The following is a 14,674-nucleotide window of genomic DNA, read 5'->3' on the forward strand; positions in this document are numbered from 1 at the left end:
CCCACAGGCTTACCACAGGCCACAGGCTTGTGTTGTACCTGTGGGAGCTGGCTTGCCGGCGATGGGCCGCTCAGCGGTTCAAGCTAACAATGAGGTAACACCGTGCACTCTACCGACGTGATCATCCTCGGCGCCGGCGCCGCCGGCCTGATGTGCGCACAGCTCAGCGCCCGCCGTGGCCGCCGGGTACTGGTGCTCGACCACGCCAACAAACCGGGCAAGAAAATCCTCATGTCCGGCGGCGGCCGCTGCAACTTCACCAACATGTATACCGAGCCAGGCAACTTCCTCTCGCAGAATGCACACTTCTGCAAATCGGCCCTGGCCCGCTACACCCAATGGGACTTCATCGAGCTGGTGTGCAAGCACGGCGTGGCCTACCACGAGAAGAAGCTCGGCCAGCTGTTCTGCGACAACAAGGCCAACGACATCCTCGACATGCTGCTGGCCGAATGCGACGAGGCCGGCGCCGAGATCCGCATGCACACCAGCATCGAGCAGATCGAGAAGACCGAAAGCGGCTACCTGCTGCAGACCAGCGGCGGCCAGTTCGCCTGCCAGTCGCTGGTGATCGCCACCGGCGGCCTTTCGATCCCGACCCTGGGTGCCTCCGGCTTCGGCTACCAGGTGGCCCGCCAGTTCGGCCACACGCTGCTGCCGACCCGCGCAGGGCTGGTGCCGTTCACCATCACCGAGCCCCAGCTTAAGGCACTGTGCACCGAGCTTTCGGGCACTTCGCTGGATTGCACCGCCAGCTGCAACGGCACCAGCTTCCGCGAGAACCTGCTGTTTACCCATCGCGGCCTCAGCGGCCCGGCGATTTTGCAGATATCGTCGTTCTGGGAAGCCGGTGACACGGTCGAGATCAACCTGCTGCCCGACCGTGATGCACTGACCTGGCTGCAACAGATGCAAGCCGAACGCGCCAACGCCGAGCTGAAGACCGTACTGGGCGAGGTGTTTACCCGCAAGCTGGCCAACCTGCTGGCCGAGCAGTGGTTCGAGTCCCGGCCCATGAAGCAGTACACCCCGGCGGAACTGGCACAGATCGCCGAGAAGCTGGCGAGCTGGCAGGTGGTGCCGGCCGGCACCGAGGGTTATCGCACAGCCGAAGTGACCCTGGGCGGCGTGGATACCCGCGAGGTGTCGTCCAAGACCATGGAATCGCTGAAGAGCCCCGGGCTGTATTTCATTGGTGAGGTGTTGGATGTGACTGGCCACCTGGGCGGTTTCAACTTCCAGTGGGCCTGGGCCTCCGCCAACGCCGCGGCGCAGTTCGTGTAGAGTAGAATCCATTCAGCAGCACGGAACGCTTCTTGCTGGCCGTGCTGCAATGCATTCCATTTGCTCACTGCCTAGCAGGCCATCATGTCATCGAGCTCGTTCCGTCAGTCACTGCGTCGCCTGTGGGGTCAAGACAAGTTCAGCTACAGCATCCGGGTCACCATCGCCCTCACCGGCAGCCTGGCCCTGTGCTGGTACCAGAACGAAATGGCCCTGCTGATTCCGCTGTTCCTCGGCATCATCGCCAGTGCCCTGGCCGAAACCGATGACAGCTGGCAGGGCCGCCTCAGCGCGCTGGCCGTCACCCTGGTGTGTTTTGCCATCGCCGCACTGGCGGTCGAACTGCTGTTCCCCTACCCGTGGGTATTCGCCATTGCCCTGGCCTTGGCGGCCTTCGGCCTTACCATGCTCGGTGCCTTGGGCGAACGCTATGGCGCCATCGCTTCAGCGACCCTGATCACTGCGGTGTACACCATGATCGGCGTGGACCAGCGCGGCGGCCAGGTCACCGACTTCTGGCACGAACCACTGCTGCTGGTGGCGGGTGCAGCCTGGTACGGGCTGCTGTCGGTACTGTGGCAGGCGCTGTTTTCCAACCAGCCGGTGCAGCAGAGCCTGGCCAAGCTGTTCTTCGAGCTGGGCAGCTACCTCAAGCTCAAGGCCAGCCTGTTCGAACCCATCCGCACCCTCGACGTCGAAGCCCGGCGCCTGGAGCTGGCCCAGCAGAACGGCAAGGTAGTGGCGGCGCTCAACGCGGCCAAGGAAATCATCCTGCACCGGGTGGGCAACAGCCAGCCGAACTCCAAGGTCAGCCGCTACCTCAAGCTGTACTTCCTGGCCCAGGACATCCATGAACGGGTCAGTGCTTCGCACTATCCCTACAACGCCCTGACCGAGGCCTTTTTCCACAGCGACGTGATGTTCCGTTGCCAACGCCTGCTGCGCAAGCAAGGCTCGTCCTGCCAGGAACTGGCCCGCTCGATCCGCCTGCGCCAGCCATTCGTGCTGGCCAGCGGTTATCCCGAAGCCCTCGAAGACCTCAACGCCTCGCTGGAACACCTGCGCACGCAGAACAACCCGGCCTGGCGTGGCCTGTTGCGCTCGCTGCGCGCGCTGGCGGCCAACCTGGCGACGCTCGACCGCCTGCTCAGCGCCGCCAGCAACCCGGACAGCCTGGCCGACACCAGCGACAGCAGCCTCCTCGACCGCTCGCCACGCTCACTGAAGGACGTGTGGACCCGCCTGCGCACCCAACTGACTCCGACCTCGCTGCTGTTCCGCCATGCCCTGCGCCTACCCCTGGCGTTGTCGATCGGCTATGGCATGGTGCACCTGATCCACCCCACCCAGGGCTACTGGATCATCCTCACCACGCTGTTCGTGTGCCAGCCCAACTACGGCGCGACCCGGCGCAAGCTGGTGCAGCGGATAGCCGGCACCGCCGTCGGCCTGACAGTGGGCTGGGCATTGTTCGACCTGTTCCCCAACCCGATCATCCAGTCGTTGTTCGCAGTAGTCGCCGGGGTGGTGTTCTTCGTCAACCGCACCACCCGTTACACCTTGGCCACGGCCGCGATCACCCTGATGGTGCTGTTCTGCTTCAACCAGATCGGCGATGGCTATGGCCTGTTCCTGCCGCGCCTGTTCGATACCCTGGTCGGCAGCCTGATCGCCATTCTCGCGGTGTTCCTGTTCCTCCCCGACTGGCAGGGGCGGCGGCTGAACAAGGCGCTGGCCAATACGCTGGCCTGCGCCAGCGTGTACCTGCGGCAGATCATGCAGCAATATGCCCACGGCAAGCGCGATGACCTGGCCTACCGCCTGGCCCGGCGCAACGCCCACAACGCCGACGCGGCGCTGTCCACCACCCTGGCCAACATGCTGATGGAACCGGGGCATTTCCGGAAGGAGGCCGACGTCGGCTTCCGCTTCCTGGTGCTGTCGCATACCTTGCTCAGCTACCTCTCGGGGCTGGGCGCGCACCGCGACACGGCCTTGCCGGCGGAGGTGCAGGAGCAGTTGATCGAAGGTGCCGGGCAAAGCCTGGCCAGCAGCCTGGACGAGATTGCCAACGGCCTGGCCGCGCGGCTGCCGGTGGCGATTCACAGTGATGCCGAAGAAGCGCTGGCCAATGCCCTGGAGCAGATGCCGGAAGAGCTGGACGAGCACCAACGGCTGGTGCAGACGCAGTTGGCGTTGATCTGCCGGCAGTTGGGGCCGCTGCGGACCCTGGCCGCGCATTTGATCAAGGAAGGTGCACTGGCCTGAGTTGTATATCGCCTGTGCGGGCCACTTCGCGGGTAAACCCGCTCCCACAGGTATTACACAGGTCTTGAAACTGGTGGGGCTCCTGTGGGAGCGGGTTTACCCGCGAAGAGACCGGCACAGGCGATATAGATCAGAAACCATGCTGGCGCATGAGCCGCGCATAGCTGCCATCCGCCTTCATCGCCGCAATCGCCTGCTCGAAGCGCTCGACGATCCGCTCGTGCTCCGGGTTTTTCAGGCTGACCAGGATATGCAGGGTATTCTCCCCCAACGGTGGCTCCACCAGCATCACCCCATCGCGTACCTCCGGCAGTTCGCGCTGCAAGTTGTAACGGGCCACGTACTCGTCTTCCACCGCCAGGTCCACCCGCCCCGCCGCCAGCATGCGTACCGCAGAAGGAAAGTTGCGCACCGCCACCTTGTGCAGGCGGGTGTCGCGGTCGAACTCGGGGGAATAGGCGTAATCACGCACCACAGCGATACTGTACGGGTACAAGTCTGACTGGCGCTTGTAGCGAAACGCCTCGCCCTTGCGCTGCAGCAGGCGAATACGGTTGACCAGGTAGGCTTTGGAAAACTGCCCGATGCTGGCGCGCGAGTCGTTGTACCAGGCGTTGATCAACACGTCGTAACGCCCCTCGCTCACCCCCAGCAGAGCCCGCGCCCACGGTGCCTCTTCGACCCCGCTGGGGTAGCCGGCGCGGGCCAGTGCCGTGGTGACGAGGCTGGTCGCCAGGCCACCGCCCGGCATGTTGGCATCGGTGAACGGCGGCCAGCTGTCGGCCACCAGGCGCAGCTTTTCGCGACCCAGGGCGGGTGTTGCAAGCATTATCGCCAGCAATCCCAGAACACAAAACAGTGGCCGCATGCTCACGTCCTTTTGCAGTGGAGGGCACACACTGGCGATGAGATTACACAAAGCCGTTGCCGAGGGCAGCGGCCAATAGTGTCATTTAGCCTCTATTTTGGCCGTGACACATACATCATGCGATGATCGACGGCCCACCCAAGGAGTTCGCGCCAATGTCCATCGACTGGCTCTGCAAGCACCACACCGATCTTAGCAAGGACCAGCTCTACGCCATTCTGCAATTACGCACTGAAGTGTTCGTGGTCGAGCAACGCTGCGCCTATCAGGAAGTCGATGGCCAGGACCTGACCGGCGATACCCTGCACCTGATGGGCTGGCTGGATGACAAGCTGGTGGCCTACCTGCGCCTGCTCGACCCGCAATCCCAGGGCGGGGACGTGGTGATCGGGCGGGTGGTGACTGCACCTGCGGCACGTGAGCTGAAGCTGGGGCATACCTTGCTGCTCAAGGGGTTGGAGGCAGCGGAGCATTGCTGGCCGGGGGTGCCGGTCTATCTGTCGGCGCAGGCGCATTTGCAGGCGTTCTATGCCCGGCATGGGTTCGAGGTAGTGGGCGAAGAATATCTTGAGGACGACATTCCGCATATCGGGATGCGCAAGGGTTGAAATCGCCGGGGGGCTTCGCCCCCTCAGGGATACCCCAGCACTTCGCGAAGCTGCCGCAGGTGCTGGATGATCCACTGCTTGTCGATCGCCCCCCAGTCATGAATGCGGTAATGCCCGGCGTGGTTGCGCGCGCCTTCCTGCTGTTCGAACTCGCAGACGATATCCAGGTCGGCCAGCGCCGCAATGGTGTCCTGGGCGGTGCGCCGGGGCATGCCGGTGGCCTCCATCAGGGCCGGCACGCTGGTCGCGGTCTGGCTGTCGATCAGCCAGGCCACGTACAGGCGGCGGTAGAAGCTGCTCTTGGTCTTGCTCACTTCCATGCTGCGTGGTCCTTAACAGTTGCCCGGCAGCTCCCGATAGGTCAGGTAGACGCGCAGGTCGAATTCCAGTTGGTGATAGTCCGGCTCCATGTGCTGGCAGAGCTGGTAGAACGCCTTGTTGTGGTCGCGCTCGCGCAGGTGTGCCAGTTCATGCACCACGATCATGCGCAAGAATTGCGGCGCGGCCTCCTTGAACAGCGAGGCAATGCGGATTTCCTTCTTCGCCTTGAGCTTGCCGCCCTGCACCCTCGATATCGCCGTATTCAGGCCCAGGGCCCGATGGGTCAGGTCGAGACGATTGTCGAACAGAACCTTGTCCAGGCTCGGCGCGCTGCGCAGGTATTGCTGGCGCAAATCCTGGGCATAGCCGTACAACGCCTTGTCGCTCTGCACGTCATGGCGGTCGGGGTAGCGGCGCTGCAGGTACTCGCCGAGACGGTCGCTGTCGATCATCTGCCGCACCTGCTGCTGCAGGTGCGGTGGGTAGGCTTGCAGGTATCGTAATACGGTCATGGGGCTGCATTCGGTGTAACGAAAGCCGATTCTAGCCAATCATGGCCCCGGCCAGGAGAAAATTGCCGGGAAGCTGCTGGCATCCGTGGCGGTCATCGGGTATGCCACCAGGAACCCCTGCACGTACTCACAGCCATTGGCCTTGAGCCAGGCCGCCTGGGCCGGGGTTTCCACCCCCTCGGCGATCACCGTGATGCTGTAGTCGGCGCACAGGCCGATGACGCTGCGCACCAGCGCGGCATCCTCCGCCGAGTCGGGCAGGCGCGCCACCAGGTGGCGGTCGAGCTTGAGGGTATCGATCGGCAGGTCGCGCAACATGCGCAACGAACAGTCGCCGGCACCAAAGTCATCCAGCGCCACCCGCACCCCCAGCTCGCGCAAACGATGTATCTGCTTCACCGCCGCATCGATGTTGTACATCAGCGAGGTTTCCGCCACCTCTACTTCCAGCTGCGCCGGGTCCAGCTGGTAAAGCTGGATGACCCGGTGCAGTTCGTCGACCAGGCTGGGCATGGCGAACTGCGCGCGGCTCAGGCTGATACCGAGCACCAGGTCCGCCGGGAAACGCTGGCACCAGGCCTGGCGCTGAGCCGCGCCCTGGCGGTAGATCCAGCTGGCCAGGCGGTTGATCAGGCGCGCCTCTTCCAGCAACGGGATGAACAGCCCCGGCGGAACGTCGCCGACACTGGGATGCTGCCAACGCAGCAAGGCCTCGAAGCCACGCAGGCGGCCATCGTTGAAGCCAACCTGCGGCTGGTAAACCAGAGTGAAGTCTTGTTGCTCCACGGCCGCGCGTACACTGTCCTCGAGCATCAGCCGCGAACGCGCCCGGCCATTGAGCTCCTGATCGTAGAAGCGATACTGCTGGCGCCCGGCTTGCTTGGCCGCGTACATAGCCGCATCGGCCGCACGCAAGAGGCCTTCGACATTGGCGCCGCAATCCGGATAGGTGGCGATGCCGATGCTCACACCAAGGCTCACATCCAGCCCTTCCACCTGGTGGCTGATGGAAATGCGCTCCAGCAACCGCTCGGCATAGCGCCCGGCCTGCTCCGGGTAAGGCAGGCTGTCGAACAGCGCGGTGAACTCGTCGCCGCCCATGCGCGCCAACAACGCTTCACTGCCCAGGCAATCCTTGAGCTGTTCGGCCACCCAGTGCAGCACCCGGTCGCCAGCGTCGTGGCCGAGCGAGTCGTTGATGCGCTTGAAGCCATCCAGGTCCATGTACATCAGTGCCTGCGCCTTGTCCGAGCGCTCGTTGCGCAGCAGTGCACCTTCGGCGGCCTGATAGAACCCGCGGCGGTTGAGCAAGCCGGTAAGCGGGTCGGTGACGGCCTGGTATTCCAGCTGCTGGTGCAGGTTGCGCACCACCGACATGTCCAGCACGGTAACCACCATGGCTTGCTGTTCTGTCGGCAGCGGTGCACAAGACAACGCGACCGGCACCAGCTCGCCGCCAAGGGTGCGCAACTGGGCATCGTGCACGCGGAAGATGCGCCGCCCAAGGTAGGCCTGGTAGAACTCCGATTCGCTCCACAGGCTGGCACTGGCCAGTTGCACCAGGTCGAGCAGTTGGGCGCCCTGCAACTGCTGCACCGGAGCTGACAACAAACGGGAAATGGCCGGGTTGGCAAAGCTGATGATGCCCTGGGCATCCACTACCAGAATCCCCTCGGCAGCGTTCTCCAGGATCGACGCGTTGAACGCCCTGGCCGCTTCCAGCTCACGGGTCAGGCGCTGCAGCATGCGTCGGTTGCGCTGCTGGTCAAGCAGAGCCTGGACCTTGGGCTTGAGAATCTGCGGGTCGAACGGTTTGAACATGTAGTCCACGGCGCCGCTGGCGTAGCCCTTGAGCACGGCCGCTTCGGACTGTTCATTGGCGGTGAGGAAGATGATCGGGGTCAGCCGGGTACGCTGGCTGCCGCGCATCAGCCGGGCGACTTCGAAGCCGTCCATCTCCGGCATCTGTACATCCAGCAGGACCAGGTCGACATCATGCTCGAGCAACGCGCTCAGGGCTTCCATCCCCGAGCTTGCCGTCAGCACCTGCCAATCCTGGCGGGCCAGCAATGCCCGCATGCTGATGAGGTTTTCGGGGTAATCGTCTACCACCAGAAGAACCGAGCAGCCATCCAGTGGCTGAGGTTGGGGGTGAGGGTGAGCGCCATCCATGCTGCTTCTCTATTATGTGACCGACTTCAAGATACGGTTGGATCCACTAGTACTCTAGACCTGAGCGGATAACACGCAATGCAATCAGAACGCTATCAGTGCCTCAACTATACGGTAGCCGACTAACGGTCGCTTTGCCGGCACAGGCATGAGGTTCTAACACCCAAAAATGAAAAAACCCGCATCGCTGCGGGCTTTTTCATTAATACCAGAAGATTAGTTGACCTTGGCGGCCAGCTCACCTTTCAGGTAGCGCTGGTACATGCCTTCCAGGGAGATCGGCTTGATCTTCGAGGCATTGCCAGCGGTGCCGAAGGCTTCGTAACGGGCGATGCACACGTCACGCATGGCTTTGACGGTTTCACCGAAGAACTTGCGAGGGTCGAACTCGCTCGGGTTCTGCGCCATCAGGCGGCGCATGGCACCGGTGGAAGCCAGACGCAGGTCGGTATCGATGTTGACCTTGCGCACGCCATGCTTGATACCTTCGACGATTTCCTCGACCGGTACACCGTAGGTTTCCTTGATGTCGCCGCCGTACTGGTTGATGATTGCCAGCCACTCTTGCGGTACCGAGGACGAACCGTGCATCACCAGGTGGGTGTTCGGGATGCGCTTGTGGATTTCCTTGATGCGGTCGATGGCCAGCACGTCACCGGTTGGTGGCTTGGTGAACTTGTAGGCACCGTGGCTGGTACCGATGGCGATCGCCAGGGCGTCGACCTGGGTCTTCTTGACGAAGTCGGCAGCCTCTTCCGGGTCGGTCAGCATCTGGCTGTGGTCCAGCACGCCTTCGGCGCCAATGCCGTCTTCTTCACCGGCCATGCCGGTTTCCAGCGAACCCAGGCAGCCCAGCTCGCCTTCTACCGAAACGCCGCAGGCGTGTGCCATGGCAACGGTCTGCTGGGTAACGCGGACGTTGTACTCGTAATCGGTCGGGGTCTTGCCGTCTTCACCCAGCGAGCCGTCCATCATCACCGAGCTGAAGCCCAGCTGGATAGAGCGTTGGCAGACGTCAGGGCTGGTGCCGTGGTCCTGGTGCATGCACACCGGGATATGCGGGAATTCTTCGATGGCCGCCAGGATCAGGTGACGCAGGAACGGGGCACCGGCGTATTTGCGAGCACCGGCCGAGGCCTGCACGATCACCGGGGAGTCGGTCTTGTCGGCCGCTTCCATGATGGCGCGCATCTGCTCGAGGTTGTTGACGTTGAAAGCTGGTACGCCGTAACCGAACTCGGCGGCGTGGTCCAGCATCTGGCGCATGCTAATGAGTGCCATTGTGTATCTCTCTCCCGACAAGCGTCGTTTGTTTCGTGCAAGCCTGCCGCAGGGGCGGTTGCTGTTCAAGTAGTGTGGGCCACCCTCGCGGCCCGGCCAGTCACGGTGCCTTGCAGCCCCGCCCAATCAGATCGTTGGTTGCCACCCAGTACACCAGGCCTTCTTCGCCCTTGGTGTGGAAGGCCAGCATGCCATCGCTGTACAGCGCACCCGAAGCACCCGGCTCGGCCTTGAGCCGGTAGACCTGGTCGCCGCCACCAAGGCGCACATCGACCTGGTCGCGCTGCGCATCGGCGAAGCGCCACAGCACCTCCGCCTGGGTGTCGCAGACCCAACGGGTCCAGTCGTCTGCCGGGGCGGGTTGCGCCGGCTTCAGCAGCGAGCATCCTGCCAGTGTCGCCAGGGCCGTCACGGCCAAAAGCGCTTTCATTACATATCCTCTAGATGACCACGCAGCGGTCGCTTGGTTGCCCGCCCCGACGAAATGCCGGACTCAAGGACAACCCGGTGCCTTGCGCTGGTGGTCTTCGTCGTACTTTTCCAGGCCTTCCGGGCCCACGCGCTTGCTGATGACCGGCACGGTCTCGGCCTGCCACTCGGACTGGTAGCAACCGCCCTTGGGCGGCTGCGCCGTGTCGGCATCCGAGGCCGGGCCGCCAGCGCATGCGCTCAGCAGGCCAGCCAGCATCATCACAGGCAATTGCTTGACCATCAGGCCGCTCCCTTTGCCAAGCGCCGCCGTCATCAGGCCTTGGCCCGCTCTTCCAGGATTGCCACGGCCGGCAGGACCTTGCCCTCGACGAACTCGAGGAAGGCGCCACCACCGGTAGAAATGTAGGAGATATCGGCGCCAACGCCATATTTGTCGATGGCTGCCAGGGTGTCACCGCCACCGGCGATGGAGAACGCGGCGCTGTCAGCGATGGCCTTGGCCAGCACTTTGGTGCCGTTGCCGAACTGGTCGAACTCGAATACGCCGACCGGGCCGTTCCACAGGATGGTCTTCGACGACTTCAGCAACTCGGCGAATTGGGCTGCGGTTTTCGGGCCGATGTCCAGGATCATGTCGTCAGCGGCAACGTCGGCAATGGCCTTTACGGTGGCTTCGGCGCTCTCGGCGAACTCCTTGGCAACCACCACGTCGACCGGCAGAGGCACACTGACCTTGGCGGCGATGGCCTTGGCTGTTTCGACCAGGTCAGGCTCGTACAGCGACTTGCCCACCGGGTGGCCGGCTGCGGCCAGGAAGGTATTGGCGATACCGCCACCAACGATAAGCTGGTCGCAGACCGAGCTCAGGCTGTTCAGCACGTCCAGCTTGGTGGAGACCTTGGAGCCGGCAACGATGGCTGCCATCGGCTTGGCCGGGGCCTTCAGGGCCTTGCCCAGGGCGTCCAGCTCGGCTGCCAGCAGCGGGCCGGCAGCAGCGACCTTGGCGAACTTGGCAACGCCATGGGTCGAACCTTCTGCACGGTGGGCAGTACCGAAAGCGTCCATGACGAACACGTCGCACAGGGCTGCGTACTTCTGCGCCAGCTCGTCGGCGTTTTTCTTTTCGCCCTTGTTGAAGCGCACGTTCTCGAACAGCACCAGGTCACCAGCCTTGACCTCGACACCATCCAGGTAGTCGGCGACCAGCGGAACATCGCGGCCCAGGGCCTTGCTCAGGTAGTCGGCGACCGGCTTGAGGCTGTTCTCGGCAGAGAACTCACCCTCTGTCGGGCGGCCCAGGTGCGAGCAGACCATTACCGCCGCGCCCTTCTCCAGGGCCAGCTTGATGGTCGGCAGCGCTGCCAGGATACGCGCGTCGCTAGCTACCACACCGTCCTTCACAGGCACGTTGAGGTCTTCGCGGATCAGTACGCGCTTACCTTGCAGGTCGAGGTCGGTCATCTTCAACACGGTCATGAATGCAGTCCTTCAGGGCTGTTTGTTGCGGGTTGGGTGGACGACGTGCAGATAGTGTTCGGCAACGTCGAGCATACGGTTGGCGAACCCCCATTCGTTGTCGAACCAGGCCAGCAGGTTCACCAGGCGGGGGCCGGAAACACGGGTCTGACTGGCATCGACGATCGCCGAGTGCGGGTCATGGTTGAAATCACAGCTGGCGTGGGGCAACTCGGTGTAGGCCAGCAAGCCTTTCAGCGGGCCTTCCAGCGCCGCCTCGCGCAGCACCCGGTTGACTTCGGCCGCGCTGGTATCGCGGGCGGTCTGCAGGGTGATGTCCAGGCACGAGACGTTGACGGTCGGTACGCGTACCGCTTTGGCCTGGATTCGCCCGGCAAGTTCCGGAAGCAGGCGCTCGATGCCACGCGCCAGACCAGTGGACACCGGGATCACCGACTGGAAGGCCGAACGCGTGCGTCGCAGGTCTTCGTGGTGGTAGGCGTCGATCACCGGCTGGTCGTTCATCGCCGAGTGGATAGTGGTGATCTGCACATACTCGATGCCGAATGCCTGGTCCAGTACACGCAACAGCGGCACACCGCAGTTGGTGGTACACGAGGCGTTGGACACCAGGCGCTCGTTACCGGTCAGGCAGGCCTGGTTCACGCCATAGACCACCGTGGCATCGACGTCGGCCTCGCTGGCCATCGGCTGCGAGAACAGCACCCGCGGCGCGCCGGCATCGAGGAAGCGCTGGCCATCGGCGCGGGTGTGGTAGGCGCCGGAGCATTCCAGCACCAGGTCGATGTCCAGGGCGGCCCAGTCGATGCCTTCCGGGGTGGCACTGCGCATCACCTTCACGCAGTCACCATTGATATGCAGACAGTCACCATCGACCTTCACCTCACCGGGGAAACGCCCATGGGTGGAGTCGAAGCGTGTCAGGTATTCCAGGCTGGCCTGGTCGGCCAGGTCGTTCAGCGCGACGATCTCGAAACCGGCCTTTGCCCCCCGCTCGAACAGCGCGCGCAGGACACAGCGGCCGATACGGCCATAACCGTTGAGTGCAACTTTGTAGGGACGCAGGTGGGGCATTCGTTGGCTCGCTAACGCATGATGGCTGTTGGGGCCGCGTTGCGGCCCATCGCGACGCAAGGCCGCTCCCACAGGTACCGCGTACGCAGTACCTTGTGGGAGCGGCCTTGTGTCGCGAAACGAGGGCGAAGCCCTCGCCTTACGCCTGTATCAGTCTTCCAGCAGCTCTTCGGCGGTACCCAGGATGTTCTCCAGGGTGAAGCCGAACTCTTCGAACAGTGCCGAAGCCGGCGCCGACTCACCGTAGGTGGTCATGCCGATGATACGACCTTCCAGGCCGACGTACTTGTACCAGAAGTCGGCGTGAGCGGCTTCGATGGCAATGCGCGCCCCCACTTCCAGTGGCAGCACGGACTGCTTGTAGGCAGCGTCCTGGGCATCGAATACGCTGGTGCACGGCATGGAAACCACACGCACCTTGCGGCCTTGTTCGGTCAGTTTGGCGTGCGCCTGAACAGCAAGGCCCACTTCGGAACCGGTGGCGATCAGGATCAGCTCAGGCTCGCCGGCGCAATCCTTGAGCACGTAGCCGCCACGGCTGATGTCGGCGATCTGCTGGGCGTTGCGGTCCTGGTGCTGCAGGTTCTGGCGCGAGAAGATCAGAGCCGAAGGGCCGTCCTTGCGCTCCAGGGCGTTTTTCCAGGACACGGCGGATTCCACCGCATCGGCTGGGCGCCAGGTGTCCAGGTTCGGCGTGCTGCGCAGGCTGGTCAGCTGCTCGATCGGCTGGTGAGTCGGGCCGTCTTCGCCCAGGCCGATGGAATCGTGGGTGTAGACGTGGATCACGCGCTGCTTCATAAGCGCCGACATGCGCACGGCGTTGCGGGCGTATTCCATGAACATCAGGAAGGTCGCGCCGTAAGGCACCAGGCCACCGTGCAGGGCAACGCCGTTCATGATGGCGGTCATGCCGAACTCGCGCACGCCGTAGAACACGTAGTTGCCGCTGGCGTCGTTGGCTTCGACACCCTTGCAGCCCTTCCACAGGGTCAGGTTGGAACCGGCCAGGTCGGCCGAACCGCCGAGGAACTCCGGCAGCAGTGGGCCGAATGCGTTCAGGGCGTTCTGGCTGGCCTTGCGGCTGGCGATGGTTTCACCCTTGGCGGCCACTTCGTTGATGTAGGCCTGGGCTTTCTCGCTGAAATCGGCAGGCAGGTCACCGGCGGCGCGGCGCTTGAACTCGGCAGCCAGCTCCGGGTAGGCCTTGGCGTAGGCGTCGAAGCGCTGGTTCCAGTCGGCTTCGGCCTTGGCACCGGCAGCCTTGGCGTCCCACTCGGCGTAGATCTCGGCCGGGATTTCGAACGGGCCGTGGTTCCAGTTCAGTTCCTTGCGGGCCAGGGCGATTTCGTCGTTGCCCAGCGGTGCGCCGTGGCAGTCTTCCTTGCCCTGCTTGTTAGGCGAGCCGAAACCGATGATGGTCTTGCAGCAGATCAGGGTCGGGCGATCGCTCTTGCGAGCGGTCTCGATGGCGGTCTTGATCTCGTCGGCGTCATGGCCGTCGACGTTGCGGATCACCTGCCAGTTGTACGCTTCGAAACGCGCCGGGGTGTTGTCGGTGAACCAGCCGTGCACTTCGCCGTCGATGGAAATGCCGTTGTCGTCGTAGAAGGCGATCAGCTTGTTCAGGCCCAGGGTGCCGGCCAGCGAGGCGACTTCGTGGGAGATACCTTCCATCATGCAGCCGTCGCCGAGGAACACGTAGGTGTTGTGGTCGACGACGGTGTGGCCGTCACGGTTGAACTGGGCGGCGAGCACTTTTTCGGCCAGGGCGAAGCCCACGGCGTTGGCGATACCCTGGCCGAGCGGGCCGGTGGTGGTCTCGACGCCCGGGGTGTAGCCGTATTCCGGGTGGCCCGGGGTGCGGCTGTGCAGCTGGCGGAAGCCTTTGATGTCATCGATGGTGACGTCGTAGCCGGTCAGGTGCAGCAGCGAGTAGATCAGCATCGAACCGTGGCCGTTGGACAGCACGAAGCGGTCACGGTCGGCAAAGTTCGGGTTGCTCGGGTTGTGCTTCAGATAGTCGCGCCAAAGCACTTCGGCGATATCCGCCATGCCCATGGGGGCACCTGGGTGGCCGCTGTTGGCCTTTTGCACGGCATCCATGCTGAGGGCACGAATGGCGTTGGCACGTTCACGACGGCTGGGCATCGCTGATCTCCTGGGGGGCTTGAATAGGTGGTGTCACGAAAAAGGCGGCCATTTTCGCCCACTGGGGGGGCTTGGGGCAATGACGTATGGTCGCAGTCGGGGGATTTTCCTCTGATTGGCACTGATTTCGGGTAAAAATCCGGGGAACGGTGCTGGCTTCTTAGCGGGGGGCCCCCCCCCCCCCCCGGGGGGGCCCCCAAGCCCCGCCCCGGCGTGAATGTGTGGGGGGG

Annotated in this window: 13 protein-coding genes; 3 read left to right on the forward strand and 10 right to left on the reverse strand. The window is 63.6% G+C overall.

From position 1 onward, the window contains the following. The first annotated feature begins 102 nt into the window (after nt 1–102). Together IRZ77_RS25840 and yccS are read left to right on the forward strand one after the other, a co-directional pair. Complete coding sequence (locus IRZ77_RS25840; protein WP_085599787.1) at nt 103–1,284, forward strand: BaiN/RdsA family NAD(P)/FAD-dependent oxidoreductase; 1,182 nt, start codon at nt 103–105, stop codon at nt 1,282–1,284. An 84-nt stretch (nt 1,285–1,368) separates the two neighbouring features. Further along, complete coding sequence (yccS, locus tag IRZ77_RS25845; protein WP_196174600.1) at nt 1,369–3,552, forward strand: YccS family putative transporter; 2,184 nt, start codon at nt 1,369–1,371, stop codon at nt 3,550–3,552. 130 nt (nt 3,553–3,682) lie between these two features. On the opposite strand, the gene IRZ77_RS25850 is transcribed toward yccS, so the two are convergent. Beyond that, the gene (locus IRZ77_RS25850; protein WP_046613399.1) at nt 3,683–4,420 is read right to left on the reverse strand and encodes a substrate-binding periplasmic protein; all 738 of its coding nucleotides are present in this window, start codon (nt 4,418–4,420) and stop codon (nt 3,683–3,685) included. A gap of 155 nt (nt 4,421–4,575) precedes the next feature. Between IRZ77_RS25850 and IRZ77_RS25855 the strand changes: the two genes are divergently transcribed. Beyond that, nucleotides 4,576–5,028 carry a GNAT family N-acetyltransferase gene (locus IRZ77_RS25855; RefSeq protein ID WP_153671369.1) on the forward strand — a complete coding sequence of 151 codons (453 nt, stop codon included), beginning with the start codon at nt 4,576–4,578 and terminating at the stop codon, nt 5,026–5,028. Between the two features lie 23 nt (nt 5,029–5,051). Here the strand turns inward: IRZ77_RS25855 and IRZ77_RS25860 are convergent, their stop codons facing one another. The 9 genes from IRZ77_RS25860 to tkt form a co-directional block, all read right to left on the reverse strand. Next, entirely contained in the window at nt 5,052–5,348 is a 297-nt protein-coding gene (locus IRZ77_RS25860; protein WP_046613403.1) for a winged helix-turn-helix domain-containing protein, read from the reverse strand. Between the two features lie 12 nt (nt 5,349–5,360). Beyond that, nucleotides 5,361–5,861 (reverse strand): M48 metallopeptidase family protein, encoded by a 501-nt coding sequence (locus tag IRZ77_RS25865; RefSeq protein ID WP_085599791.1) that lies wholly within the window; start codon nt 5,859–5,861, stop codon nt 5,361–5,363. Nucleotides 5,862–5,900: 39 nt separating this feature from the next. Beyond that, a complete protein-coding gene (locus tag IRZ77_RS25870; protein ID WP_046613406.1) occupies nt 5,901–8,033 on the reverse strand; it encodes a putative bifunctional diguanylate cyclase/phosphodiesterase in 2,133 nt (710 codons plus the stop codon). 216 nt (nt 8,034–8,249) lie between these two features. Beyond that, the gene (gene fba / locus IRZ77_RS25875; RefSeq protein ID WP_016501943.1) at nt 8,250–9,314 is read right to left on the reverse strand and encodes a class II fructose-bisphosphate aldolase; all 1,065 of its coding nucleotides are present in this window, start codon (nt 9,312–9,314) and stop codon (nt 8,250–8,252) included. Between the two features lie 100 nt (nt 9,315–9,414). Beyond that, complete coding sequence (locus IRZ77_RS25880) at nt 9,415–9,744, reverse strand: MliC family protein (protein WP_013974499.1); 330 nt, start codon at nt 9,742–9,744, stop codon at nt 9,415–9,417. A gap of 63 nt (nt 9,745–9,807) precedes the next feature. Further along, a complete protein-coding gene (locus IRZ77_RS25885; protein ID WP_046613408.1) occupies nt 9,808–10,059 on the reverse strand; it encodes a hypothetical protein in 252 nt (83 codons plus the stop codon). Then, entirely contained in the window at nt 10,059–11,222 is a 1,164-nt protein-coding gene (locus tag IRZ77_RS25890; RefSeq protein ID WP_046613409.1) for a phosphoglycerate kinase, read from the reverse strand. Before IRZ77_RS25890 ends, IRZ77_RS25885 begins: the two co-directional genes overlap by 1 nt. A 12-nt stretch (nt 11,223–11,234) precedes the next feature. After that, a complete protein-coding gene (gene epd / locus IRZ77_RS25895) occupies nt 11,235–12,296 on the reverse strand; it encodes an erythrose-4-phosphate dehydrogenase (RefSeq protein ID WP_013974502.1) in 1,062 nt (353 codons plus the stop codon). A gap of 150 nt (nt 12,297–12,446) precedes the next feature. Further along, the gene (tkt, locus tag IRZ77_RS25900) at nt 12,447–14,444 is read right to left on the reverse strand and encodes a transketolase (RefSeq protein WP_085599795.1); all 1,998 of its coding nucleotides are present in this window, start codon (nt 14,442–14,444) and stop codon (nt 12,447–12,449) included. Between the last annotated feature and the right edge of the window lie 230 nt (nt 14,445–14,674).

The sequence above is a fragment of the Pseudomonas pudica genome (assembly GCF_015680405.1).
Lineage (GTDB): Bacteria > Pseudomonadota > Gammaproteobacteria > Pseudomonadales > Pseudomonadaceae > Aquipseudomonas > Aquipseudomonas pudica.

Coding starts and splice junctions, on each gene's coding strand:
- yccS (WP_196174600.1), top strand. CDS start 1,369: ATGTCATCGAGCTCGTTCCGTCAGTCACTGCGTCGCCTGTGGGGTCAA.
- IRZ77_RS25855 (WP_153671369.1), top strand. CDS start 4,576: ATGTCCATCGACTGGCTCTGCAAGCACCACACCGATCTTAGCAAGGAC.
- fba (WP_016501943.1), bottom strand. CDS start 9,314: ATGGCACTCATTAGCATGCGCCAGATGCTGGACCACGCCGCCGAGTTC.
- epd (WP_013974502.1), bottom strand. CDS start 12,296: ATGCCCCACCTGCGTCCCTACAAAGTTGCACTCAACGGTTATGGCCGT.
- IRZ77_RS25850 (WP_046613399.1), bottom strand. CDS start 4,420: ATGCGGCCACTGTTTTGTGTTCTGGGATTGCTGGCGATAATGCTTGCA.
- IRZ77_RS25860 (WP_046613403.1), bottom strand. CDS start 5,348: ATGGAAGTGAGCAAGACCAAGAGCAGCTTCTACCGCCGCCTGTACGTG.
- IRZ77_RS25870 (WP_046613406.1), bottom strand. CDS start 8,033: ATGGATGGCGCTCACCCTCACCCCCAACCTCAGCCACTGGATGGCTGC.
- IRZ77_RS25880 (WP_013974499.1), bottom strand. CDS start 9,744: ATGAAAGCGCTTTTGGCCGTGACGGCCCTGGCGACACTGGCAGGATGC.
- IRZ77_RS25890 (WP_046613409.1), bottom strand. CDS start 11,222: ATGACCGTGTTGAAGATGACCGACCTCGACCTGCAAGGTAAGCGCGTA.
- IRZ77_RS25865 (WP_085599791.1), bottom strand. CDS start 5,861: ATGACCGTATTACGATACCTGCAAGCCTACCCACCGCACCTGCAGCAG.
- IRZ77_RS25885 (WP_046613408.1), bottom strand. CDS start 10,059: ATGACGGCGGCGCTTGGCAAAGGGAGCGGCCTGATGGTCAAGCAATTG.
- tkt (WP_085599795.1), bottom strand. CDS start 14,444: ATGCCCAGCCGTCGTGAACGTGCCAACGCCATTCGTGCCCTCAGCATG.